General features: G+C 28.5%; 22 protein-coding genes, 1 pseudogene and 1 other annotated feature. Of the genes and pseudogenes, 9 read left to right on the top strand and 14 right to left on the bottom strand.

Annotation, left to right across the window (positions count from 1 at the left end; genetic code table 11):
- The 5 genes from KQI16_RS00845 to KQI16_RS00865 all read right to left on the bottom strand — a co-directional run.
- The coding region (locus tag KQI16_RS00845; protein WP_442861796.1) for a rubredoxin-like domain-containing protein at positions 1-97 on the bottom strand (97 nt) is incomplete at its 3' end.
- A gap of 180 nt (positions 98-277) precedes the next feature.
- Positions 278-1,033, bottom strand: a complete 756-nt coding sequence (locus tag KQI16_RS00850) for an ABC transporter ATP-binding protein (protein ID WP_216431544.1) — start codon at positions 1,031-1,033, stop codon at positions 278-280.
- 4 nt (positions 1,034-1,037) lie between these two features.
- Positions 1,038-2,069, bottom strand: a complete 1,032-nt coding sequence (locus KQI16_RS00855) for a FecCD family ABC transporter permease (protein ID WP_216431545.1) — start codon at positions 2,067-2,069, stop codon at positions 1,038-1,040.
- A complete protein-coding gene (locus KQI16_RS00860) occupies positions 2,056-2,973 on the bottom strand; it encodes an ABC transporter substrate-binding protein (protein ID WP_216431546.1) in 918 nt (305 codons plus the stop codon). The genes KQI16_RS00855 and KQI16_RS00860 overlap by 14 nt, the downstream gene beginning before the upstream one ends.
- Positions 2,970-3,674 carry a pseudouridine synthase gene (locus tag KQI16_RS00865; RefSeq protein WP_216431547.1) on the bottom strand — a complete coding sequence of 235 codons (705 nt, stop codon included), beginning with the start codon at positions 3,672-3,674 and terminating at the stop codon, positions 2,970-2,972. The genes KQI16_RS00860 and KQI16_RS00865 overlap by 4 nt, the downstream gene beginning before the upstream one ends.
- Positions 3,675-3,825: 151 nt before the next feature.
- Between KQI16_RS00865 and KQI16_RS00870 the strand changes: the two genes are divergently transcribed.
- Positions 3,826-5,499: an alpha-amylase family glycosyl hydrolase gene (locus KQI16_RS00870; protein WP_216431548.1), complete on the top strand. Its 1,674-nt coding sequence runs from the start codon at positions 3,826-3,828 to the stop codon at positions 5,497-5,499.
- 72 nt (positions 5,500-5,571) lie between these two features.
- Entirely contained in the window at positions 5,572-5,736 is a 165-nt protein-coding gene (locus KQI16_RS00875) for a hypothetical protein (RefSeq protein ID WP_216431549.1), read from the top strand.
- A 134-nt stretch (positions 5,737-5,870) separates the two neighbouring features.
- Here the strand turns inward: KQI16_RS00875 and KQI16_RS00880 are convergent, their stop codons facing one another.
- Positions 5,871-6,707, bottom strand: a complete 837-nt coding sequence (locus KQI16_RS00880) for an HAD family hydrolase (protein ID WP_216431550.1) — start codon at positions 6,705-6,707, stop codon at positions 5,871-5,873.
- Between the two features lie 312 nt (positions 6,708-7,019).
- Here KQI16_RS00880 and KQI16_RS00885 point away from each other — a divergent pair, with 312 nt between their 5' ends.
- Complete coding sequence (locus tag KQI16_RS00885; RefSeq protein ID WP_216431551.1) at positions 7,020-8,693, top strand: glutamine--tRNA ligase/YqeY domain fusion protein; 1,674 nt, start codon at positions 7,020-7,022, stop codon at positions 8,691-8,693.
- 184 nt (positions 8,694-8,877) lie between these two features.
- The gene (locus KQI16_RS00890; protein WP_216431552.1) at positions 8,878-9,480 is read left to right on the top strand and encodes a DUF445 domain-containing protein; all 603 of its coding nucleotides are present in this window, start codon (positions 8,878-8,880) and stop codon (positions 9,478-9,480) included.
- Positions 9,481-9,532: 52 nt separating this feature from the next.
- Here the strand turns inward: KQI16_RS00890 and KQI16_RS00895 are convergent, their stop codons facing one another.
- Positions 9,533-10,213: a fructose-6-phosphate aldolase gene (locus KQI16_RS00895; protein ID WP_216431553.1), complete on the bottom strand. Its 681-nt coding sequence runs from the start codon at positions 10,211-10,213 to the stop codon at positions 9,533-9,535.
- 22 nt (positions 10,214-10,235) lie between these two features.
- On the bottom strand, positions 10,236-12,644 hold the full coding sequence (locus KQI16_RS00900) for a glycyl radical protein (RefSeq protein ID WP_286172822.1): 2,409 nt from the start codon (positions 12,642-12,644) through the stop codon (positions 10,236-10,238).
- 208 nt (positions 12,645-12,852) lie between these two features.
- Between KQI16_RS00900 and KQI16_RS00905 the strand changes: the two genes are divergently transcribed.
- Together KQI16_RS00905 and KQI16_RS00910 are read left to right on the top strand one after the other, a co-directional pair.
- Positions 12,853-13,746 carry a glycyl-radical enzyme activating protein gene (locus tag KQI16_RS00905; RefSeq protein WP_286172823.1) on the top strand — a complete coding sequence of 298 codons (894 nt, stop codon included), beginning with the start codon at positions 12,853-12,855 and terminating at the stop codon, positions 13,744-13,746.
- 8 nt (positions 13,747-13,754) lie between these two features.
- The gene (locus tag KQI16_RS00910) at positions 13,755-14,495 is read left to right on the top strand and encodes a DeoR/GlpR family DNA-binding transcription regulator (protein WP_216431556.1); all 741 of its coding nucleotides are present in this window, start codon (positions 13,755-13,757) and stop codon (positions 14,493-14,495) included.
- A gap of 86 nt (positions 14,496-14,581) precedes the next feature.
- Here the strand turns inward: KQI16_RS00910 and KQI16_RS00915 are convergent, their stop codons facing one another.
- Positions 14,582-14,764, bottom strand: a complete 183-nt coding sequence (locus KQI16_RS00915) for a MarR family transcriptional regulator (RefSeq protein WP_216431557.1) — start codon at positions 14,762-14,764, stop codon at positions 14,582-14,584.
- Between the two features lie 146 nt (positions 14,765-14,910).
- Entirely contained in the window at positions 14,911-16,125 is a 1,215-nt protein-coding gene (locus KQI16_RS00920; RefSeq protein WP_216431558.1) for an NAD(P)/FAD-dependent oxidoreductase, read from the bottom strand.
- A 328-nt stretch (positions 16,126-16,453) separates the two neighbouring features.
- On the opposite strand from KQI16_RS00920, the gene KQI16_RS00925 reads away from it, so the two are divergent.
- Positions 16,454-16,636, top strand: coding sequence for a PepSY domain-containing protein (locus tag KQI16_RS00925; protein WP_330654124.1), 183 nt, complete (start codon positions 16,454-16,456; stop codon positions 16,634-16,636).
- Between the two features lie 75 nt (positions 16,637-16,711).
- Here the strand turns inward: KQI16_RS00925 and gltX are convergent, their stop codons facing one another.
- On the bottom strand, positions 16,712-18,373 hold the full coding sequence (gltX, locus tag KQI16_RS00930; protein ID WP_216431559.1) for a glutamate--tRNA ligase: 1,662 nt from the start codon (positions 18,371-18,373) through the stop codon (positions 16,712-16,714).
- 48 nt (positions 18,374-18,421) lie between these two features.
- Positions 18,422-18,654, bottom strand: a binding site (T-box leader).
- Between the two features lie 175 nt (positions 18,655-18,829).
- Between gltX and KQI16_RS00935 the strand changes: the two genes are divergently transcribed.
- Positions 18,830-19,993: a glycoside hydrolase family 3 protein gene (locus tag KQI16_RS00935; RefSeq protein ID WP_216431560.1), complete on the top strand. Its 1,164-nt coding sequence runs from the start codon at positions 18,830-18,832 to the stop codon at positions 19,991-19,993.
- Positions 19,994-20,258: 265 nt separating this feature from the next.
- Here KQI16_RS00935 and pdxR read toward each other — a convergent pair whose 3' ends face one another.
- Positions 20,259-21,653: a MocR-like pyridoxine biosynthesis transcription factor PdxR gene (pdxR, locus tag KQI16_RS00940; protein WP_216431561.1), complete on the bottom strand. Its 1,395-nt coding sequence runs from the start codon at positions 21,651-21,653 to the stop codon at positions 20,259-20,261.
- Between the two features lie 205 nt (positions 21,654-21,858).
- Between pdxR and alr the strand changes: the two genes are divergently transcribed.
- Positions 21,859-23,016, top strand: coding sequence for an alanine racemase (gene alr, locus KQI16_RS00945; RefSeq protein WP_216431562.1), 1,158 nt, complete (start codon positions 21,859-21,861; stop codon positions 23,014-23,016).
- Between the two features lie 75 nt (positions 23,017-23,091).
- Here alr and KQI16_RS00950 read toward each other — a convergent pair.
- Both KQI16_RS00950 and yidA read right to left on the bottom strand, forming a co-directional pair.
- Positions 23,092-24,204 (bottom strand): annotated as a pseudogene (locus KQI16_RS00950) (asparagine synthetase B family protein); the annotation flags it as partial.
- 281 nt (positions 24,205-24,485) lie between these two features.
- Positions 24,486-25,289: a sugar-phosphatase gene (gene yidA / locus KQI16_RS00955; RefSeq protein ID WP_216431564.1), complete on the bottom strand. Its 804-nt coding sequence runs from the start codon at positions 25,287-25,289 to the stop codon at positions 24,486-24,488.
- Positions 25,290-25,319: the final 30 nt, after the last annotated feature.

The following is a 25,319-nucleotide window of genomic DNA, read 5'->3' on the forward strand; positions in this document are numbered from 1 at the left end:
CGAACTTATCTGCTCCTGCATGGCATACTGGACATTCAGCTGGTGCTGCTTCTCCTTCATAAACATATCCACAAATTGTACATACAAACTTCTTCATAATTTTACCTCCTATAATTTAATATCACTATATAAAAATTTATTTAATTAGGAATTTCTTTTCTTCACAAATCCTTAATTACAATAATTATTATATAATAATTATTATTAGTTGTAAAGTCTTTTGTAAAAAAACTTCAAAAAAATAGTTAATTCTAGAAATTATCTAGAACTAACTAAACTACTTCCAATTTTCCAAGCTATTTATCATAAAGTGTCTTACATTAATATCATAGGTCTTTTCCAAAGCTCTACTATTTAAAACTTCCTTTGGGCTTCCATCTTTTCTTATCTTTCCCTCATTAATAAGAATAACTCTATCTGCAAAGCTATAAACTAAATTTAAATCATGTAAAACAGCTAAAACTATCTTATTTTTTTCATTAGCCCAAGTTTTTATATAATTTAAAATTTCTAGTTGATATTTTAAATCTAAATGATTAGTTGGCTCATCTAATAGAAGCACTAAAGGATCTTGAGCAAAAGCTTGCGCTAAAAATACCCTTTGAAGCTCACCGCCTGATAATTCATTAATAAAATTATCTTTTAAAGTTTGTAGGCCAACAATTTTTATACTCTCTTCTATAATTAATTTATCCTTTTCACTTAAAGTAGAAAAAGGACCCCTTAGATATGGATATCTTCCTAACGCAACACTTTCATACACTGTATAAGGAAATTCACTATTATAATTTTGAGTTAAAATTGCAATTTTTTTTGATAATTTCTTTCTATTAAAAGATTTTATATCTTTTCCTTCTATTAGTACTTTTCCCTTAAAAGGAATAAGATTAGCAATAACTTTAAACAAAGTACTCTTCCCACTTCCATTAGGACCAACTATACAAATTCTTTTATTGTCCTTTATTCTTAAATTAATGTCTTTTATAACATCTCTACCTCTATATCCAGCATAAACATTTTTTAAATCTATCATTTAATCACCTTTTTTTCAAATATAAATATGTAAAAAATGGAGCACCTATTATAGCAGTTACAGCTCCTACTGGCAGTTCTACAGGAATTAGAATAGTACGTGAAATTAAATCTGCAATTACCATTAACATTCCTCCTAAAATAGCAGACATTGGAATCACATAGGAATGCTTTGAACCAACTAACTTTCTTGTTAGATGAGGGGCTATCAAATCCACAAAGCCAATTGTTCCTCCTATGGCAACAGAAGCTCCAGTCAATACTGCTACCAATAGAAATAAACGCTTTTTAACCTTATCAGTTTCAACTCCCATTGCCCTTGCATTCTCTTCTCCAAAGGTTAATATATCTAATTCCCTTAAGTAAAAGCTTATTCCAAATAATCCAAATATAAAGAAAGGCACACTTAATTTAAAATATCTCCAACTTTTCATTGAAAAAGAACCCATCTGCCATAAAATTGCCCCTGTAATATCTTTTGTATATAATGCAGTTACTATTGTTAATATTGCATTTAAAAATAAAGATATAACCATGCCAAATAATATTATTGTATTATTTGATAAAGATCCATCTATCATATTTGCAAAACTTATTACTAAAATTATAGTTAATAAACTGCATCCAAAACCAACAACTGTCATAGATAAATTTCCCAAAATCGGTATATACATTCCTGAAACCACCAATATCCCCACACCAAGAGAAGCTCCCGAAGATATTCCAAGAGTATAAGGAGACGCTAATGGATTTTTCAAAATTGATTGAACTACTGCTCCGCTTGCTGATAAAGCAGCTCCTACAATAAAAGCTAATAATACTCTAGGAAACCTTACATTCCAGATTATAGATATATCTTTGCTTTCAATATTGTTATTTATATTTGAATTAATAATTTTATTAAGAATAATTGAAAATATATTGCTAATTTTAATATCTGAACTTCCAACTGAAAGCGCAATAAAAATTAAAATGAAAGATAGTATAATAGTAAATATAATTAAAAACTTTCTTTTATATAGCTTACTTATACTCATTTGGATAAATCGCCTCTGCAATCTCTTTTAAAGCCTTTATTACATTATGAGAAGGTCTTGATGAAGCATTAGTATCTATCATATAAACATCATTATTTTTAATAGCTGTAATTACTTCCCAACCTTCTCTGCTTTTTATATCGTCAACTGCTTTAACACCACTTAAACTTGGAAAATTTGTTAAAATAACATCTGGATTAGCCTCTATAATTGCCTCTGGCGAAGGTGAAATCCAAAACTTCTCACCTTTAAATATATTTTCAGCCCCTACAAGCTCTATCATCTCATTTAAAAAAGTCTCACTTCCAAAACTATATAACTGAGTACCATAACCAATTTCAAAATAAACCTTTTTCTTTTTTGAAATCTTACTTCCAATTTTTCTTATGTGCTCAATTTCTTTCTCCATATTATTAATTACTTCAAGCCCCTTTTCCTCCCTGCCTGTTATCTCTGCTATTAGACTAATATCTTTATATATTCCTTCTAAGCTATTACTGCTTGGAATATTAACTACCGTTATTTCTGCATCCTCAATTAACTTTAACTTATCTTTAGTATCTAAAGCAAGATTAGCAGAGCTAATAATAATATCTGGTTCTAAGGATATTATTGTTTCAATATCAGGGTTTAAAAAATCTATTTTAATAAAATCTTCATCTATCCCTTCAACATCGCTTGAGTAGGTATCTACAGCAACTAATTTATCTTTAAGACCTAATTCTATTAATATTTCAGTATTAGAGGGTGATGTTGATATTATTCTTTCTATTTTATTGGGTAATGTAATTTTATTTCCCTCCCTATCTATAATTTCCTTATTATTTTTTGAACATCCTGAAATGATAATTAAAGATAATAAAATCCCAAAAATTACTGATAATCCTTTAATTCTATTCTTCATAGTTTATCCACCTTTTTTGATATTAATATTATTAAATTATTAATTTCTTCTTCTGGTATTTTTATATACTTCCCCGTTTCTATTCCATCAAGTTTTATATTTAGTATTCTTATTCTTTTAAGTTCTAAAACCTTATATCCAAGAGCTTTACACATCCTCCTAATTTGCCTATTAAGTCCTTGAGTTAAAATTATTTTAAAAATATTTTTATCTATTTTTTCTACAATACAAGGCCTTGTTGTAGTATCTAGAATTTTCACTTCCCTAGACATTCTTAATAAAAATTCTTCATTTATTTCTTTATCTACTCTTACTATATATTCTTTCTCATGATAATTATCTGAAAATAATATTTTATTAGCAAGTTCTCCATCATTAGTCATAATAATAAGTCCTTCAGAATCCTTATCTAATCTCCCAACAGGAAAGATATATTCTGGATAGCTTAAATAATTAATTATATTGTTTACTTTATCATTAGCAGCAGTACATACTATACCTCTTGGCTTATTAAAAGCTAAATATATTTTTTCTTTAGGAGTAACTTTCTTTCCATCTAATAAGATTTCATCGCTTTCTTCTACCCATTGACCCTTCACACAGATAATACCATTAACTTTTATTCTTCCTTCTTCAATTAACCTATTAGTTTCTTTTCTTGAACAATATCCATAATTGCTCAATAATTTATTAATCCTCAAATTTTATTATCCTTTCTTTTTTAACTTCATTCTTTATTCTAATTTATTTTCTTACTTTTGTACATTTATACAAATTTAAAATTAATAAATTGTTACTCTCAGTAATATATGCTAAATTCAAATTATATCTAATATTTTAAGGAGGGAATTTATGAGTAGGAAGAAACTTCTTTATTCATCTACGGCTATTATAACACTGATAATCTTAATATTTTCATTAATTTTCAATAATGAAGATTTTGAAACTAAACCTTTTTCTTGGGACAATGTAAGTCTTTATTTTGTAATGACTGATAGATTTTATGATGGAGACAAATCAAATAATAATTCTTATGGCAGAGTAAATATAGATGATAAAGGCTCAACAGTTGGTACATTTCATGGCGGAGATATTAAAGGTTTAATTCAAAAATTAAAGGAAGGATATTTTAATGATTTAGGTATTAATGCAATTTGGATAACTTCACCGGTAGAACAAATTCATGGATTTGTATCCGGAGATGCACAGAATTCCTTTGATCATTATGGTTATCATGGCTACTATGCTCTTGATTGGACTAGTATAGATAAAAATATAGGAACAGTCGAAGAAATGCGAGAATTCGTGGATTTAGCTCATTCAAAGGGAATTAGAGTTGTATTAGATGTTGTTCTTAATCATACCGGCTATGCCAATAAAGCAGATATGGATGAATATAATTATGGAGAAGGTAAATGGGAAAATTGGTGGGGGAAGGATTGGATAAGAGTTGACCTGCCTGGATATGATAAAGGATCTACTGACGATATCAGCATGAATTTGTCCGGTCTTCCTGATATAAGAAGCGAAGAAGTAAAAGGAGTAGATATACCACCAATATTAAAAACTAAATGGGAAAAAGATTCAAAAGAAAATAATGATCCTTGGATAATTCCTGCAGCTAAAAAATATAGAAAAAATTTAAATATACCTCCAATTGAATATATTATTAACTGGCATTCTGCTTGGGTTGAAGAATTTGGAATAGATGGATTTAGGTGCGATACTACTAAACATATAGAAGTAGAACATTGGAAAAAGCTTAAGGATAAATGTAATGAAGCTCTAAAAACCTGGCGAAAGAACAATCCTAATAGTCCTGGTTCTCAATGGAGTGATGATTTTTGGATGACAGGAGAAGTTTTCGGCCAGGGCTTGGAAAAAAACCACTACTATGATAATGGCTTTGATTCAATTATTAATTTTAAATTTCCTAAGGGTGACAACTTAGATTCCCTTGAAAAAATTTATTCAGAATACTCAAGCAAAATAAACTCTGATCCAAATTTTAATGTCCTTAGCTATATATCTTCTCATGATACTGGAATGACAAGGGGTAATATGATTAATTTAGGAACTAAACTTTTATTAGCTCCTGGAGGAATTGAAATTTACTATGGTGATGAAACAAACCGTAAGCCTTCAACAAATACTATTACTACTGCCAAAGACCAGCCTTCAAGATCAGATATGAACTGGGATAATATAGACAAGGAAGTATTAAAACATTGGCAAAAGCTTGGTCAATTTAGAAGAAATCATCTTGCTATTGGTGCAGGCGATCATAAAAAACTTCAAGATTATCCTTATGCCTTCAGTAGAATTTATAAAAATGATAACTTTGAAGATAAAGTTGTAATTATCCCTTATGTTGAGGAAGAAGTCACAATCGATGTTTCATCTATTTTTGAAGAAGGTGCCGAGGTTAGGGATTTCTACTCAGGCAATAAAACAAAAGTTAAAAATGGTCTAGTTAGTTTTAAAGCTTCAAAAAATAATATAATTTTAATTGAATTGATGGAATAAAATAAGAAGAATTTTTTATTTTATTATGCAAATACTATATCTGAATTCTATTGTAAGAAAGGATGATAAGTAATGCCAAAAGATAGCCAACCAGATAATAAATATGCTCGTATGGCAAAATGCAATTTTCAAACACCAATAACTGATGAAGAAGGAAAAAATCATAATAGAACCAGAAAAAAACAATCTATTGAAAAAGAAGGTTTCCAAAGTCAACATATAAACAAGGAAGGATAAAAATTATTTATATAAAAAGGAATGTTATATCTTCCATAACATTCCTTTTATTATTAATTTAAGTTATATTTTTTACTCCTAATTAATTTTAACTAAGCAAAATGATTTCTAAATTTTGCTTTATTTAAATACTATTACGCTGTATATTCTTCATCTTCCTCAATTGTTGATAGTCTTTTAACATTGTTACTTAATGCTATCTCCTTTATGGTATCCACTACTCCATTTTCATTATTACTCTTTGTTATAAATCTAGATACTTTTTTTAAGTCCTTATGGGCATTTTCCATAGCAAAGCTATAATAAGCACTTTCCATCATTTCTACATCATTAAGATAATCCCCAAATACCATTGTTTCTTGGTACTTAATTTTTAGTAACTCTTGAATTTTTCTTACAGCAAATCCCTTATTCGCATTTTTATTAGTTATATCAAGCCAAATCTTACCTGAAACAGCAATTTTAGCTTTATTCATATACTCTTTATAATATTTCAAACTATTATTTTCTGAACCTGAGAAGTCACAAATTGCCACCTTTAAAATTTCATCCTCAACCTTAGTTAGATCATCTACTACTGAATATCTAGCATAATACTTTTCTGTTTCCTTAATTAATCTTGGATCTATATTTTCTATATAAGCTCCTTTTTTTCCGCATAATATAGGAAAAGTATTTTCTATCTTTCTTCCTATCATTATTACTTCCATTGCAATTTCTCTATCTAAGGAATTTACAATAAGTTCTTTTCCTTTATATACAACATAAGTTCCATTTTCGGCTATAAAAAGCATATTTTCCTTTACTTTATCGAATCTATCTAGAAGATTATAATATTGCCTCCCACTTGCTGCTCCGAAAATTATTTTTTTATTTAATAACTTTTCAAAGGTAGGATAAAATTCCTCATTAATCTCATTCTTATCATTTAATAAAGTACCATCCATATCTGATAAAATCAATTTAATCATTAATTAATCACTCCAGTATTTTTAATAATTACTTATCTCAAGTTATTATTAACATAATTTTTATGCAAACAATATCAATTATTATTTTCTGTTGATATTAATTATTATTTAATACCATTATAACTGAATATACTTTCTTTTTCAATGTAGGGTTTTTCCAAACTTTTATTTCTATACACCTTTATTTTTTTCTTTCCTTAGTTTACAATTAAAAGTAAAACTAGCATATTATTATGCAATTATGTACATAATTTTAGTAATTCATAATATTATCTTATAAAAAAATATAATTCATATAGGAGAGGTAATTATATGTCAAATGAAATCAATTCATCTAATTTTATTCGCAACATAATAATTGAAGATTTAGAAAGTAAAAAACATAATGAAATAATAACACGTTTTCCACCTGAACCTAATGGCTATTTACACATAGGGCATGCAAAATCAATAGTATTAAACTCAGGTCTTGCAAGAGAATTTAATGGAAAATTCCATCTAAGATTTGATGATACAAATCCAACCAAAGAAGAAACCGAATATGTAGAGTCAATTAAGGAAGATGTTAAATGGCTTGGCGGTGACTGGGATGCCCTTTATTTTGCATCTGACTACTTTGATATTATGTATGAAAAAGCTAAACTTTTAGTTAAAAAAGGTCTTGCCTATGTAGATGATTTATCTGCTGAAGAAATAAAAGAATATAGAGGAACCTTAACTGAACCTGGTAAGGAAAGTCCATATAGAAACAGATCCGTTGAGGAAAATCTAGACTTACTAGAAAGAATGAAAAATGGAGAATTTGCTGATGGTGAAAAGGTTCTTAGAGCAAAAATAGATATGGCATCTCCAAATATGAATATGAGAGACCCAGTAATTTATAGAATTGCTCACGCTACTCACCATAATACAGGTGATAAATGGTGTATATATCCAATGTATGACTTTGCTCATCCATTAGAAGATGCTATTGAAGGAATTACTCATTCTATCTGCACCTTAGAATTTGAAGATCACAGACCATTATATGATTGGGTTGTTAGGGAATGTGAAATGGAGCATACTCCAAGACAAATTGAATTTGCAAGACTTAATATGACTAATACTGTTATGAGTAAAAGAAAACTAAAACTATTAATTGACGAAAAGATAGTTGATGGATGGGATGATCCAAGAATGCCTACTATTTCAGGATTAAGAAGAAGAGGATATACTCCTGAAGCAATCAGAAACTTCTGTACTGCTATAGGAGTTACCAAAGCTAATTCAATTGTTGATTCTCAAATGCTTGAATATTTCATAAGAGAAGATCTTCAATTAAAGGCTAATACTGCAATGGCTATTATGAGACCTTTAAAGGTAGTTATTACTAACTATCCAGAAGATAAAACTGAAATGCTTACAGTTTCAAACAATGCAAAAAATGAAGCTGCTGGCACAAGAGAAGTTCCATTCTCAAGAGAAATATATATAGAACAAGAAGACTTCATGGAAGTTCCCGTAAAAAAATACTTTAGATTATATCCTGGTAATGAAGTAAGATTAATTGGAGCATACTTTATAAAATGCAATGAAGTTATAAAAGATGAAAATGGAAATATTGTTGAATTACACTGTACTTATGATCCAGAAACTAAGAGCGGATCAGGATTTACAGGAAGAAAAGTTAAGGGTACAATTCACTGGGTTGATGCAAAAACTGCTGTTCCAGCTGAATTTAGACTATACGAACCGTTAATATTAGATGATGCTCCTGAAAATCAAGGTAAAAACTTCCTAGATCAAATTAATCCAAACTCTATGCAAATACTAAATGGATTTATAGAAGCTACAACAGCAAAAATTGCTAAACCACATGATAAATTCCAATTAGTAAGAAACGGCTTCTTTAATGTAGATCCTAAATACACAAGCAAAAATAAATTAGTATTTAATAGAATAGTTTCATTAAAAAGCTCATTTAAATTACCTAGCGAAAATAAATAATATAATAATTTTTAATTAAATAAAATATTAAAGGAACCTTTATAGATATTTATTATACAAAGGTTCCTTTTATTTTTAATAAAATTATTTAATCTTGAAATGTTTATATATTATTTATAAAATTGTGTATGTATTTTATATAACATTTATCGTACTTATACACTTTACATAATTGGAGGTACTTATGAATACTATGATTACACTATTAATTTTATCAGTTGTTGGAGGCTTAATTGGATGGATAACCAATGTTCTCGCAATAAGATTATTATTTAGGCCTATTAATCCAATAAAAATTCCCCTATTAAACATTGAAATATTAGGATTGATTCCTAAAAGAAAAAATGAAATTGCTGCTAATATAGGTGATGTAATTTCTAAAGAACTACTTTCTGTAGATGATATCATAAGACAAGCTCTCGATAATTCTGATGGTGATAACTTCAATGATTATATGATAGAAAAAATTAAAACAATAATAAATGAAAAGATAAATATTATCCCTATGCCTTTTAGAATAATGGCATCTCCTTATATAGATGAAATTCTTAATAATGAAGTCCCTAAAGCTATAGATGAAATTAGCAAGGATTTATTAAATAAAGCAAAAGGAAAAATAGATATTCAAAAAATCATTGAAGAAAAAATAAATGAATTAGATTTAGAACAGTTAGAAGATATAATTATAAAAGTTGCAAAAAAAGAATTAAAACATATAGAAATTCTAGGACTAATTCTAGGTATAATAATTGGATTAATTCAAGGATTATTTATTATGTTTATTTAAATATACAAAAAGAAGCTCTTATACAATTATTTGTACAAAAGCTTCTTTTTCTTTATATATCTAGCATTCCATTTCCTTCTCCATACATACTATACCAGTCATCATTAAAATCATCTACAGCTTTTTCTATAGAAGGATTTTTAAATACCTGCTTCAAAATATCTGGCGCTGCAGTTATTGCTTCTGCACCATTTGCAAAAGCTTCTCTAACTTGTTGAATATTCTTAAAACTTGCAGCTAATATCTTGCAGTTATAATTATCTTTTTCTATTCTTTCCTGCAATTCCCTTATAAGCTTCATTGGATCTCCATCTAAATTTCCTATACGATTAACATATGGAGCAATATAATCTGCACCTGACTCCAAGGCAAGATATGCCTGCATTATTGTATATACTGCAGTTGCAGTTACCTTTATTCCCTCTGCCTTTAAAGCCTTTATCGCCTTTAAACCTTCCATAGACACTGGTACTTTTATATAAACATCCCTATCTATTTCTTCAAGAATTCTATGAGCTTCTTTAATCATTGTTTCTGCATCTTTTGAAATTAATTGAACATGTAAAGAACGCTCACTTCCAATTATATTTCTTATTTCTTTTATATGATTAAAGAAATTTTTTGGCGATGTTGCTTTAACAATTGATGGATTTGATGTTACCCCAACAATAGGTAAATATTCAACCATTTCTTTTATTTCTTTTAAATCAACTGTATCAATTATAAACTCCATCTCTATCCTCCTAAATTAACTACTAAAGTGTTTGCTCCGTTCTTTCAATTATATCATCCTGAGTTTGCTTAGATAATACGTTAAAGAATGCACTGTATCCTGCTACCCTGACAATTAAATCCCTATGCTTTTCTGGATGTTTTTGAGCATCTAATAAGGTTTCTCTATCAACAACATTATATTGTACATGGAAACCCTTTAAACGGTTAAAGAAAGTACGAATAAGCATTATTAATTTTTGCTTATTTTCTTCCTTAGAAAGAAGGGCTGGCGTAACCTTTTGATTTAACAGCACTCCCCCTGTTATATCTTCTGTTGGAAGTTTAGCCACTGACTTAAATACGGCAGTTGGTCCATTAGTATCCATTGAATGAGATGGTGAACATCCCTCTGCAAGTGGTGTTCCTGCATTTCTTCCATCAGGAGTTGCCAAAGTTCCTAAACCTTGTCCAACATTTGCTGAAATAGAAGAAGTTCCAGCATATCGAAGTCCTCCTATTGGTCCTCTTCCGTATCTTGTATTTGGATACTTAACAACCTCGTCAATATATACTTCATATGCTTCCTTAATTAATAAATCTACATAATCATCATCATTACCATACTTAGGCGCATCATAAATCAGCATATTTTGCATCCTTTTTCCTTCTTCTCCTGCAAAGTCACTTTCTAAAGCACTCCATAATTCTGATGGAGAAATTTTCTTTTCTTCAAATACCAGCTTTTTAATAGCAGCCAAAGAATCTGCCAAGTTTGCTATGCCAACTTGTAGTCCACTTACAAAGTCATAAACAGCTCCACCCTCTTTAATTGCCTTACCTCTGCCAATACAATCTTCAACTAATGCAGAACATAATATATCAGGCACCTCTGCTTCTAACACTAAATCACAGCAATTTTCTATTATTACACTATGCCTTGTAAAATCTCTTATTATAACATCCCAGGCTTTTTTTAAATCATCATAGCTTGTCATATCCTTAAAGTGCCCAACACCCTCAACAAGCTTTATTCCTGATTTAGGATCAACACCATTATTCATCGCAATTAACAAAGATTTTGGAAAGTTTAAAAAACTCATGCCTGTACATCTATATCCCCATTTTCCAGGAACAGCAACTTCAACACAGCCAATTGCACTATAGTTGTAAGCATCTTCTTCTTTAATTCCTCTCTTAATAAAAGAAGGAATAATTATTTCATCTGAATTAAATGCCGGCATTCCAAATCCAAGCTTAACAACTTCAATACACTCATTCATAAACTTATCATCTAATCCTTTATGATACCTAACTGTTAAGTTAGGCTGAGGCAATCTTGTTTGAGCTACAGACTTTAAGATAAGATAGGATAAAGGATTTACAGCATCTTTTTTATCGGGAGTTTGTCCTCCTATTGTAACATTTTGATATAAAGGAGAGCCTGCACTAAATTGAGTGTGAGACCAACTTCTTATCTTATTTATAGTAAATGTTTTTAACCAAAGATTTGTTAGCAATTCACAAGCTGAATCCTCTGTAATCACACCTGCTTCTAAATCTTTCTTATAGTATGGATATAGATATTGGTCCATTCTGCCATATGATAAAGAATGTCCATTTGATTCAATTTGCAATATTAAATGGATAAACCACATTGATTGAATAGCTTCATAATAAGAATCAGCTGCTTCATAAGGTACTTTATTCATTATACGGCTTATTTCTAAAAGCTCTGCTTTTCTCTTTTCATTTATTTCTTTTTTAGCCATTTCTAAAGCCAAATCTGCATATCTTTTAGCAAAATCCCTAACAGCCTTAATAACGATTAATATAGCTTGGTAAAAATGATACTTCTTTATATTATTAAAATCAGTTAAATCTAAGGCAGCCATTGCTTCTTTAGTTCTTCTTTCATAATCCTTCAATCCAAATTTCATTATTTTTCCATAGTCTACTGCTATATGAGCATCTCCAGAAGTAATATTACCTTCTGCTTTAATAATTCCTAAATCATAGAATACTTTAGAACTAGGCGGCATTAATGCAAGTCCTTTATCTTTAACTGTATTATGATACCAATAATCTGCTATTCCCTTTAACTTTTCCTTAGTTTCCTCAGTAATGTAAAAAACATCTCCATCCCTTTTTTCAAAATCATCTAGCTCATTTATAACCCAATCCATGGCATATTCAGGGAAAATTGGAGCACTTCTATTAGATGAGGCTTGATTACCAACTATCAAAGTATCATCTTCAATAAAAATTGTCATATTATTAAGTATTTTTTCTAACATGTAGGCCCTTTTTAAATGAACTGGTTTATCAGCATGTTCCTTATAAGCTTCAGTAGTTAATATTGCTCTCTCTGCACAAACATACGGTTTAGCTTCTAATAGTTCTTCCCTAAAATGATTCATTCTTTCAGTTAAATTCCCAAAATATCGACTCATTTTCATCCCTCCTCATTATACTTTTATTATATCAGAGCCTTTTCATATGTCAATAATTTTAATTTCAAACGAAAGTTATTATACTTTCATTTACAAGATTTTTATTCCTTTTCATACTTTCATATGATATAATATATTCAAAGAAAGATATAAAAGTTAGATATGGTTAAAATATTAGTTATTTGGTAATAATATGGAGGATGATAAAATGTTACCTTGCATCTTTAATATACAAAAATTTAGTTTACACGATGGCCCAGGAATTAGAACTGTAGTCTTTTTTAAAGGCTGCCCTCTTGCCTGTAAATGGTGCTCAAATCCTGAATCTCAAAATCCATTAATAGAAATAACTTGGGATAAATCTAAATGTATTCACTGTCTGAGGTGTGTTCAAATTTGCCCACAAAAAGCCATTACCCACGTAAATGATAAAATAATAATAGATAGAAGAAAATGTGATGGATGTTTAAAATGCGTAGATGGATGTAGCCAAAATGCACTAAATAATGAAGGAGAATTTAAAGAAATTAATGATATAATTAATGAAATATTAAAAGATCTTCCCTTCTATGAAGAATCTAATGGTGGTGTAACTTTATCAGGAGGTGAAGTATTATCTCAATATAAACAAGCCATTGAACTTATAAAAGAATGTAAAAAGCACAATCTACATGTAGCAATAGAAACCACAGGTTATGGAGCAAGGGATGAATTTAAAGCATTAATAGAAGATGTTGATTTATTATTATTTGATATGAAACATTATGATAGTGATAAACATTTTGAAGGTACAGGAGTTTATAATGAAATTATAATCGAGAATATGACTTATGCAGTGAAAAGTGGTAAAATAATTATTGCTAGAATACCAGTAATTCCTGACTTTAATGATTCTCTTAAAGATGCTTTAGAATTTTCAAAACTTCTGAAGAACATTGGTATAAAAGATGTTAATTTATTACCTTTTCATCAATTTGGTCAAAGAAAATATGAATTATTAAATAGAGAATATTCTTTAAAATTAGTTAAACAACTTCATCCAGAGGACTTAAAAGATTATCAAAAAGTATTTCTTGATGAAGGACTAAACTGTTATTTTTAGGAGTTATTATGAATAAAAGACATTTACAGATATTAACATTAATAAGTCAATATAAAAAAATTGAAGTTAAAAACTTATCAGAATTATGTAATGTATCACAAGTAACTATAAGGAAAGACCTAGATGAATTAGAAAGAAAAGGACTTCTTAAAAGAGAGCATGGTTTTGCCATGGTCAATAATGAAGATGATTTAAATTATCGATTAACATTTAATTACGAAGAAAAATATCTAGCAGCTAAAAAAGCTTTAGCTATTATAAATGATCATGAAACAATAATGATTGAGTCTGGATCTTCATGTGCTATACTAGCACTAGAAATTGCAAAAGCTCATAGAGATATTACAATAATTACAAACTCCTGCTTTATTCCTAGGTACCTTAAAGATTATAAAGATACTAAAGTAATAGTACTAGGCGGAGAATATCAAACAAAATCGGAAGTCAATGTTGGTCCATTAATAAAACACAATTTAAAAGAATTCTTCGTTGATAAACTATTTATTGGTACCGATGGCATAGACGAAGATATAGGTCTTACAGGCAATGATTATGAACGTTGTGAAGTTGTAAGAATGATGAAGGAAAGAGCAAAACATTTATATGTACTTACAGATCTTTCAAAATACAATAAAAGATCAAACTTTAAGCAGTTTGAATTGGATGATATAGATTATTTAATATGTGAAGATAATGTGCCTTCTTCATTACAGGAATTAGCAGTAAAATATAATTTTAAAATTTTATAAAATTAATGGCATCTGCATATTTTGCAAATGCCATTTTTCATATTAGTATAAAATTTTAACTTTCTAAAACTCTCTAATAAAACTTATTAATCCTTCTTTATTTGCCAATAACATCTCTTAGGAGAATAAATTTTTTCTTCTTTCTTTAATTTATCCATAATTTTTGATACTTCTTTTTTATCAATACCTGTTCCTTCTGCAACTGCAGTAGCATTTAGAGGTCTATCATTTTTTACAAAGTAATCTAAAACTACATCATAATTTTCCATACTTTCATCTCCTTCACCAATATTGTTACTATTATTTTACATAATTATTGGTATAGATTTCAAGTATAAAAAGGAAATTTTTATTACTTTCTTTTAATAATTATTAAAGAATTAATATTTATAAATAATCACTTTCTTTAAATTGATTATTTGCTTCTTAATTTTATTATTATATCTTGATAAGAAGTATTATTTAAATCCATATCAGATAATAAAATCTTATTTTCAACAGCCTTTTTTAAAAACATGGCTTCCCTTGTATCTCCCACTAAAATTGCTCCTACAATAATTTTATCCTTTATAAATAATCTCTTATATAATTCTTCATCCTTCTTATCTTCAATAATTGTTTCTTCGCAATTTTCTTCATCAATATTTCCTACTGAAAATATTGAAATATTAAAAGCGTTCATCATAGTAACAGGCGGAATAATACAATACTCCTTATCTTTTTCTACCATATTATAGCCAGCAATCTTACCTTCTTCAGAAGCTACTGTCCAAAGTCCTCCAATTTGACCTTCTAGTTCTGCTACATCACCAGCTGCATAAATATTTTTAATATTAGTTTGCATTTTGTTATTCACCAATACGCCACGTTTAATCTTTACATCTGTATTTTCTAATAATTTAACATTGGATCTTATTCCTACAGAATAAAGAATCATATCACAATTAATCTTATTTCCATCCTTTAAAATAACACCATCAACAGAGCTTTCTCCACTAATTCTTTCTACTTGTGCATTTAAGAGAATTCTTATATTACACTTTTCTATTTTATTTTTTAAAATATCAGATGCTCTTTTGTCTAACTGACGAGGCATTAATCTTTCTAAAGCTTCAACTACAGTAACATCTTTTCCTTCCTTACTAAAAGCCCATGCAGCTTCTAAACCTTGAACTCCACCACCAATATTTAATACTGTTTGTTTATCTTTAGCATTTGCTTTAATATCTTCAATATCTTCAAACTTTCTTATAGTAAATACATTCTTTTTATTTATCCCCTTAATTGGAGGAATAAAATTACTTGCTCCAGTAGCTATTAGTAATTTATCATATTTTAAACTGCTTCCATCATTTATTTTTACTTCATTATTTACTATATCAATAGCAATAACTTCTTTATCTAAATATAAATTAACCTTATTTAATTCATACCATTCTTTTTTTTGGAGTAGAAATTTACTTTCTTCAATATTATCAAAAAGACCTTTTGTTAATTTTATTCTATAGTAAGGATAATATTTTTCATCTTGAAATACATATATGTTTATTTCCTTATCAATTTCTCTAATAGCTTTTATTGCACTTAGAGCTGCAATACCTCCACCAATAATTACTATATTTTTATTCAATACACTCACCACCATTATTATATAGTTAAAATTATCTACAATAAGACATATTGTAGTATAACCTAATAAATTAACTTTAAACTTATTATAGCTCTCTCCTACTAATCTTTATGTGATTTAAATCAAAAATTAATTCTTCTTAACTTATAAAATCAATTATTGTTATCTCAAAAAACTTCTATAAGTGAGCTTCCTATTAACTTTATTTCAAAATTATTCATATAATGACATAGTAAAACAATAAAAGAGGATAGATTTTATGTTAGACTATGGTTTTAGAACAAACTGCTATCCTGTCCTTTGAGATAATTTTTGGAGAAACTATAGAATTGATGCCGAAACAGCAGTACAAATTGCTTTACAACATGTTCCTGGCAGAATTGCAAAAATAGAATTAGAATATGATGGCGGATTATTAGTCTATGAAATTGATGTCCTTACTGAACGTGGCCTTTATGAAGTAAAAATTAATGCTAATACAGGTCAAGTATTAAAAATTGAAAGAGAATAGAGCAAATCAAAATTATAAAAGGAACTTGATAACTTTTGCTATCAAGTTCCTTTTATAATATCAATTATTATCTTTCTATAAATTTAAAAAGGCTTCAAATCTAGCTTTTGTTTTTTCTTCTCCTAATATCTGCATAATTGTATAAAGATCAGGAGTATTGCTTCTATGAGATAAAGCTGCTCTTACAGCTGCTGCTACATCAGAAATCATTCCCTTATATCGATCTGGATTTGCCTTATATTCTTTTCTATTAACACAATAACCAAGTTTTGTACCTATTTCTTTTAATTCTTCAAACCAAGCTTCTTGACTTCCTGAATTAAAATTAAACTCATCTTTATAAACCATAATAATTTCTTTTGCAGCCTCTAAAGTTAATGTCTTTGGCAATTCAACATTTTCAGCTGTTTCTTTATTAAATAATTCATCAAAGAAATAATCTATCTTTCCTCTAACATCTTCCCATTTTGCAAAGTCCTTTCTTGGTTTAGGACCTTCCTTATCTATATTAAATATCTCCTTAGCCATTGCTTCATTATTAGTTACTAATTCATACATCTCTTTATCATATTCTTTTGCCCAAGCAGTATATAAATCATATACCTTATCTGCTTTAAACTTACAAATAACTTCCTTACTTACATCATTTAATTTAACTATATCAAATAAAGCTCCTGACTTATTCATTTTATCTAAAGAAACTGGGAATTCATGATAGTCAGCATGTGGATTTTCAGCTCTCCACTCTTCGAAACTTGAATTTATTATATTTAATAAATACTCAATTACTGATTGAGCTGGATATCCAACTTCTGCATAATATGAAACTGCTGCTTCTGCATCTTTTCTCTTTGATAATTTTCTCTTAGAACCATTATCATTTTTCATTATTGTTGGGATATGAGCATACTTTGGTCTTTCTAATCCTAATACATCAAATAATTGTACATGAATTGGTAAAGATGATAACCATTCTTCTCCCCTTATTACATGAGTAGTTCTCATTAAAGCATCATCTACTACGTGAGCAAAATGATAAGTTGGGAGCCCATCTCCCTTAATAATAACGATATCCTGATTGTTTTCCGGGAAACTTATATCTCCCTTAATTAAATCATAAAACTCAATTCTATTTTCTATATTTCCTGGTGATTTAAATCTTATTATGTAATTTTCTCCATTTTTTATTTTTTCCATTGCTTCTTCTGGAGATAAATTTCTATCTGTAGCAAATTCACCATAATATCCTGGTGTTATTTTTGCTTCAATTTGTCTTTCTCTTAAGGCAGCTAGCTCTTCTGGAGTAGCAAATGATGGATAAGCTAATCCTCTTCTTATAAGATCCTTTGCAAAAGTTTCATAAATTTCTTGTCTTTGGCTTTGACGATATGGGCCATAATCACCTATAGAACCATCTTCTCCTGTCATTCCTTCATTAAAGTCCATTCCAAAGTTATGCATAGTTTCTATTGTATCTTTAATTGCTCCTTTTACTTCTCTTTTTTGATCAGTATCTTCTATTCTTAAAAAGAAAACCCCTTCACTTTGACTAGCCAATCTTTCATTTATTAAAGCAGCAAAAACTCCTCCAATGTGTTGAAATCCTGTTGGTGATGGAGCATATCTTGAAACTACTGCACCTTCTTTTAAATTTCTTTTTGGATATTTTTTAAGATAGTATTCTGGCGTTTTATCAATATGTGGGAAAATTAAATCTGCTAATTTTTCTAAACTCATTTGTTCATTCATTCCTTTCTATAAATAAAAAAATCTCTCCTCCCAAAATTATAGGACGAAAGACATTATTCCGCGTTACCACCTAAATTGATTAGTAGTACTACTAATCCACTCAAATCTCTATAAGGGAAGATCCCATAAACCTACTGGCAAAAATTAATTAAGCTGTTTCAGTTTATAACTCCAGAGCTTCTTTCCATAGCTTTAAATTCCAGGCTTCCACCCTTCCCGGATCTCTATAATTTAAATCACTATGTACTCTTCTCCTTCAAAGTTTTTATATTGCTTTTGTTCAGTAATATTATACCTATACAAATAGTATTTGTAAATATGATTTATTTATTCATTTACCCCTTTGTAACATTTTTGAATACACTATGTAGTGAATAAATTTTTAATTATCTGTATAATATTAATAAATGATTATCTATATAAATAAATTTAGGAGATCTTAAAATGAAAAAAATTCTACTATTTATGTTTTTAATAATTATATTATTTATGTCCGGATTTTTATCCTATAAAATTTTAAGTGATAAGTTTTCAAAAATACCTGATGATAGATTACCTACTAATGATTTACCTCCTAAAGACATTATTCCAACAGAACCAACTAATAAAGAAAAAGCTGAGAAACTGCTAAAAACAATGACTCTAGAAGAAAAGGTTGGACAAATGTTTTTAGTCAGATGTAATCCTGATACAGCAATTGAAGATATTCAAAAATATCATATTGGTGGATTCATATTATTTGATGCTAATATAGCTAATCATACTAAAGAGTCTTTAGCTTCAACAATAGAAAATTACCAAGCAACTTCTGATATAGCTCTATTAGTTGCCGTAGATGAGGAAGGTGGTACTGTTAATAGATTAAGCTGGTATCCTGAATTTAGAGCTGTTCCCTTTCCTTCTCCTCAAGATTTATATAATGAAGGCGGTTTTCCATTAATAATAAGCGATACAGAGGAAAAGGCAAAATTATTAAAAAACTTAGGTATAAATTTAAATTTAGCTCCTGTTGCAGATTTATCTACAAACCCATATGATTTTATTTATGATAGAACTTTTGGAAAGGATGCTTTTGAAACTTCCAAATACGTAGAAACAGTTGTTAAGGTAATGAAAGATCAAAATATTGGTTCTACTTTAAAGCATTTTCCTGGCTATGGAAATAACTTAGATACTCATACTGGTATTTCTATTGATGAAAGAAGTTACAAAAACTTTTTAGAAAATGATTTTCTTCCTTTTAAAGCTGGAATTAAGGCTGGAGCTGGAAGTATACTAGTTTCACATAATATTGTTAAAGCTATGGATGAAAACTTACCTGCTTCATTATCAACAAATGTAAATAAAATAATAAGGGATGAATTAAACTTTGACGGAGTTGTAATGACTGATGACCTGCAAATGGATGCAATAAAAGAATATATTGGCGATGCTTCTTCTGCAGTATTAGCAGTACAAGCAGGAAATGATTTAATAATAGCCTCTAACTTTGAACTTCAAATTCCACTAGTAATAGAAGCTGTAAAAAATGGAGAAATATCAGAAGAAAGGATAAATGAAGCTGTTCTTAGAATACTTAGCTGGAAATTTGAACTAGGTATTCTATAATTAATTAATAAAACTCACAATATAGAATGTACTATTGTACATTCTATATTGTTTTACCTACTATTTTCTTAATCACAGCTCCAATAACTATACCTTGTAGTATTAATCCTTATAATTTCATATATCTAATATAATCTCTTATTTTCCTATCTTATTCTATGTTTTAAATAAGCTATTAAAGTAACTTATTATAAATAATTTCTTAATTATTATTACTAAAAATAACTTATATTAAACTCTAACTGTTGCCCCTAAAATTTATTAACTACAAATTCCAAGATTTTTTTAATAAAAGTATTGCTTCTTCAATTTCCTTTAAACTTAAGGCTCCATATCCTATAAACACTATACTTTCTTCATTAAAATTATTTATATAAGAATTTGATAAACCTAAAATTCTTATTTTATTTTCTTGTGCCTTTTTTATAAGTTCCTCTTCAGTCATTCCATTATCTACTTTTAACAGAATATGAAGTCCTGCATTTGTTCCTATTATTTCTGTATTTTTTAAATTATTTTTAATTTGTAAAACTAAAACTTCTCTTTTTTTCTTATAAATATTTCTCATTTTATTTAAATGTCTTTCAAAATATCCCTCGGAAATGAACTTAAATAAGGCCTGTTGAGTTATCCTTGAGACAGTACAGGCATAAAAATTAAAGTTTTCTTTATATATTTTCAATAAAGATTTTGGCAGAACTATATATGCTACTCTTATTGATGGAGCAAAAGATTTAGAAAAGGTTCCTAAATATATTACTTTTTCGTCATGATCTAAACTTTGCAGGGAAGGTATTGGTCTTCCTTCAAATCTAAACTCACTATCATAGTCATCCTCTATTATATATCTATTTTTATTTTCCCTAACCCAATTTAATAACTCCATCCTTCTTTTTACTGGCATTATTACTCCTGTTGGAAATTGATGAGAAGGAGTAATATGAATAATATCACAATTACTTTTATATAGTTCTTCTATACTTATTCCATGTTTATCTACTCTTATTCCCTTTACATCTATATTATTATTTTTTAATATTCTCCGAATTTTATAATATCCTGGTTCTTCCATACCATATATCTTATCTTTACCAATTAAATTTAATAATAATTGAATTAAATATTCTGTTCCAGCCCCTATAATTATTCTGTCTGCTTCTGCCTTTACCCCTCTTGAATATCTTAAATATTCACTTATTACTTCTCTTAAATTATAATCTCCTTGAGAATGACCAATTTGAAGAATATTCATGTTAGTTTCATTTAAGATTTCCCTATTTATCTTTCTCCAAAGATTATAAGGAAAGCTTTCTAAATCTATCCTGCTTGATAATAATTCATATTTATATTTCTTTTTATTATTGACTTTCTCTTTTACTTCTGTTTTCTTCTCTGGAATATTTATAATATCGCTAAGTTCAGAAACAAAATATCCTCTTTTCTCAACTGCTGTTATATACCCCTCAGCAATAAGCTGGGCATAGGCAGCTTCAACAGTATTTTGACTGATACCTAAAGCCGCTGACAATTTTCTTTTAGAAGTCAGCTTAGTATTAGCTTTTAGCTTCCCCTTTTGTATTTCTTCTTTAAAAAACTCGTAAATCTGTATATATAAAGGAACAGTGCTATTAGTATCTAAATTTATATTTACAATATCCACTTTCTCACCTTCTAAAAAATTTCAAAATAATAATGTATAGTTAAGTCAAGAAGCTCAAATCATTATATTATTCGCTTTATTAATTCCAGCTTCTAATTATATTAATCTGATACTGTTAATTTTAAATAAACTGACACTTATCAAAGAACCAGTTATTATATATAATAGTATCAATGATATTTGTTAAAAGCAATAGGAGGCTCTTATGGATTTACTAAACCCAATGTGGGCAGAAATTAATATAGATAATTTAATATTTAATATAAATCAAATTAAAAGTAAGGCAAAAAACAGTGAAATAATTGGAGTTGTTAAGGCAAATGCCTATGGTCATGGAGCTATAGAAGTATCAAAAATTTTAATTGATAATGGTATCAAAAAATTAGCCGTTGCTAATGTAGTTGAAGGGATAGAACTTAGGGAAAACGGAATTGATGCCAGTATTATGTTACTTGGCTTAAGTACAAATCTTTCAATAGCTTCTATATTAAAATATAACCTTGAACCTACGGTTTCTTCTTATGAATTTGCGTCAATCCTTAATGAGGAAGCAAAAAAAGCAAATAAAGTTGTTAATATTCATATTGCTATAGATTCTGGAATGGGTCGGATTGGCTTTAGAAATAAAGAAAAATCTATTGAAGAAATAGAAAAAATTTTTCTTTTAAGCAATATCAATGTAGAAAGTATATTTAGTCATTTTTCTACTGCTGATTCAAAGGATAAAAGCTACTCCTATGAACAAATTAATATTTATAATGAAATATTAGCCAAATTAGAAGCTAGAAAAATTAATATTCCTAAAAAAAACTTATCTAATAGTGCAGCAATAATAGATTTAGAAGAAACTCACTTTAACTATATTAGACCTGGAATAATATTATATGGTTACTATCCATCTGATGAAGTAAGAAAAGAGAATTTTGAAATAAAACCAGTATTAACTTGGAAAACAAAGGTTATGTATATTAAAGAAGTTGAAGAAAATCAATATATAGGCTATAACAAAAGCTATAAAACTTCGCGAAAAACTAAGATTGCTACAATTCCTGTAGGCTATGCTGACGGCTATTCTAGAGGACTTTCAAATAAAGGAAAAGTAATAATTAACGGTAAATTTGCACCAATTATAGGAAATATATGCATGGACCAATTTATGGTGGATGTAACTGATATAGATGATATTACATTAGAAGATGAAGTAATACTTTTAGGCTCCTCTGGTGATATAAAATTTGGTGCTGATGATATGGCAAAACTTCTTAATACAATAAGCTATGAAATTCTTTGTTTGATTGGAAGAAGAGCTCCGAGAATTTACTTAAAAAACTCAAATACCGTGGATATAAAATATCAAATGTAACTAAAATTAAAGGTCTATTTAAATAATTTTACATAGACCTTTAATTATTTATATTTTAATATCTTGAGTAAGAAATTAAACTAGTTTAACCTTATAAATATCCAGCCAATAATTTATTTGAATTAAATAAGCTATCATTTGGGGACCTGTCATTAACTGACCAAACCATGGAGTTTTAAAAGCCTTCCCTTTTGTGTCGACTATTTCTTGTACTTTTTTCTTATCAATTATATTTAAAATTGGTGAATTTTTGTCCGCTAATATATCATTCATTATATTACATACCATTTCTGTATATAATGGATTATGAGTTTTTGGATACGGGCTCTTTTTTCTATATATTATTTCATTTGGCAAGATTCCCTCTAAGGCTTTTCTTAATAATCCCTTTTCCCTTCCATTTAACAACTTAATATTATTAGGAATATTAAAAGAATATTCTACTATCTTATAATCAGCAAAAGGTACTCTTACTTCTAGACTATTTGCCATGCTCATTCTATCTTTTCTGTTCAAAAGATTAACCATAAACCATCTTAAATTCAAATAAAATAATTCTCTCATTCTTGCATCTTCTTTACTTTCGCCAAAGAGTTTAGGAACTTCCTTAATAGTATCCTCATAAGCTGCCTTTGCCAGCTCTTCTATTTTTAAATTCTTTAAGCTGTCATTTAATATCTCCTTTCTTTCTTCTATATTCCTTGACCATGGAAAGGTATCAGCATTAATCATATCTTTATTAGTAAACCAAGGATATCCACCGAATATTTCATCTGCACACTCTCCAGATAAGGCTACAACAAAATTCTTCTTTACCTCTTCACAGAAAAGATACAAGGATGAATCTATGTCTGCCATTCCTGGAAGGTCCCTTCCTATAACTGCTTCTTTTAAAGAACTTACTAATTCTTTATGCTTTAATATAATTTCTCTATGATCACTTCCTATATATTTTGCCATCATCCTTGCATAATCTCTGTCAGAAGTTGGTTGAAATAAGGATGATTTAAAATATTTTTCATTATCTTCATATTCTATTGAATAAGTTGTCAAAACCTTACCCTTTTCTTGATAATCTTTTGCAACAATTGCTGATATAGCAGATGAGTCTAGTCCTCCTGATAAAAAAGTACATAAAGGCATATCCGAAATTGTCTGCCTTCTAACCGCATCCAAAATAAGCCTCCTATGACCAAACATAATGTTATTAGATATATACATTCCTTCTTCATTTGGTCCTCTATATCTTAATGTATCCATCATGTCTTTAAGAATATTATCTTCATTGCTAATATTTTTCTTAAAATTTACAAATCCAGTTATTCCACACATACTTTTATCCTTCTTTCTTTTTGCTTATTATATACAGTTATATGTTTTTTAATTGACAATAGTTCTCGTTTATAATGAAAAAAGAGTTATTTTACAATTTTTTTGCAAAATAACTCCAATATAAATTATTTTTTTAATTATAATACAAACTTTTCTATTGCTTTTGCCACTCCATCTTCATCATTACTGTCAGTTATATAATCTGCTATCTCTTTTATTGATTCAAAAGCATTTCCCATTGCTATTCCTAAACCAGCATATTCAATCATATGTCTGTCATTTTCAGCATCTCCTATAGCAATGATTTCTTTTCTTTTTATTCCTAAATGCTTAGCAAGAAGCTGTAATCCTAAACCTTTATTTACATTTTTATTTAAAAACTCTAAGAAAAATGGCGTACTCATAACTACAGTATATTTTTCAAATACTTCCTTTGGTAATTTCTCATAAGCAGGTCCTAATATTTCAGGCTCATCTATAAACATTACCTTTACAACTATATCTTCATCTTTAATATTATCAAAACTATCTATTTTAATATCTATATTATTAATATCTGCCTCAACTTGAGTGTATTTACTATTCTTAGGCGTTACCAAACCTTTATTTTCTACAAAGGCATGAATATTAACATTTAATTCCTTACTTAAGCCATATAAGTAATGCAAGTCTTTACCATTAATAGTTACTTTTGAAATCGCTTCTTTACTTTTTGTTTTTTGAACCAAAGCTCCATTATAGCTTAATACATAATCTTTATCTGTTAGCATTTCAAGCTCTTCTAAAGTTTTTCTAACACCTTCTATAGGTCTTCCTGTTGCTAAAACTACGGTTACTCCCTTTTCTCTTGCTTTTTTTATTACACTTTTAGTTCTATCTGATATTGATTTATCACTTCTTAACAATGTGCCATCCATATCAATTGCTACTAATTTATACATTTCTATTCCTCCATCTTTAAAATCATAAAA

The organism is Caproiciproducens sp. MSJ-32, assembly GCF_018918055.1.
Lineage (GTDB): Bacteria > Bacillota > Clostridia > Clostridiales > Clostridiaceae > Clostridium.

Excerpts from the sequence above, each read along its gene's own strand:
- KQI16_RS00850 (WP_216431544.1), bottom strand. The coding sequence starts at position 1,033 with ATGATAGATTTAAAAAATGTTTATGCTGGATATAGAGGTAGAGATGTT.
- KQI16_RS00855 (WP_216431545.1), bottom strand. The coding sequence starts at position 2,069 with ATGAGTATAAGTAAGCTATATAAAAGAAAGTTTTTAATTATATTTACT.
- KQI16_RS00860 (WP_216431546.1), bottom strand. The coding sequence starts at position 2,973 with ATGAAGAATAGAATTAAAGGATTATCAGTAATTTTTGGGATTTTATTA.
- KQI16_RS00870 (WP_216431548.1), top strand. The coding sequence starts at position 3,826 with ATGAGTAGGAAGAAACTTCTTTATTCATCTACGGCTATTATAACACTG.
- KQI16_RS00875 (WP_216431549.1), top strand. The coding sequence starts at position 5,572 with ATGCCAAAAGATAGCCAACCAGATAATAAATATGCTCGTATGGCAAAA.
- KQI16_RS00880 (WP_216431550.1), bottom strand. The coding sequence starts at position 6,707 with ATGATTAAATTGATTTTATCAGATATGGATGGTACTTTATTAAATGAT.
- KQI16_RS00885 (WP_216431551.1), top strand. The coding sequence starts at position 7,020 with ATGTCAAATGAAATCAATTCATCTAATTTTATTCGCAACATAATAATT.
- KQI16_RS00890 (WP_216431552.1), top strand. The coding sequence starts at position 8,878 with ATGAATACTATGATTACACTATTAATTTTATCAGTTGTTGGAGGCTTA.
- KQI16_RS00895 (WP_216431553.1), bottom strand. The coding sequence starts at position 10,213 with ATGGAGTTTATAATTGATACAGTTGATTTAAAAGAAATAAAAGAAATG.
- KQI16_RS00900 (WP_286172822.1), bottom strand. The coding sequence starts at position 12,644 with ATGAGTCGATATTTTGGGAATTTAACTGAAAGAATGAATCATTTTAGG.
- KQI16_RS00905 (WP_286172823.1), top strand. The coding sequence starts at position 12,853 with ATGTTACCTTGCATCTTTAATATACAAAAATTTAGTTTACACGATGGC.
- KQI16_RS00910 (WP_216431556.1), top strand. The coding sequence starts at position 13,755 with ATGAATAAAAGACATTTACAGATATTAACATTAATAAGTCAATATAAA.
- KQI16_RS00915 (WP_216431557.1), bottom strand. The coding sequence starts at position 14,764 with ATGGAAAATTATGATGTAGTTTTAGATTACTTTGTAAAAAATGATAGA.
- gltX (WP_216431559.1), bottom strand. The coding sequence starts at position 18,373 with ATGAGTTTAGAAAAATTAGCAGATTTAATTTTCCCACATATTGATAAA.
- KQI16_RS00935 (WP_216431560.1), top strand. The coding sequence starts at position 18,830 with ATGAAAAAAATTCTACTATTTATGTTTTTAATAATTATATTATTTATG.
- alr (WP_216431562.1), top strand. The coding sequence starts at position 21,859 with ATGGATTTACTAAACCCAATGTGGGCAGAAATTAATATAGATAATTTA.
- yidA (WP_216431564.1), bottom strand. The coding sequence starts at position 25,289 with ATGTATAAATTAGTAGCAATTGATATGGATGGCACATTGTTAAGAAGT.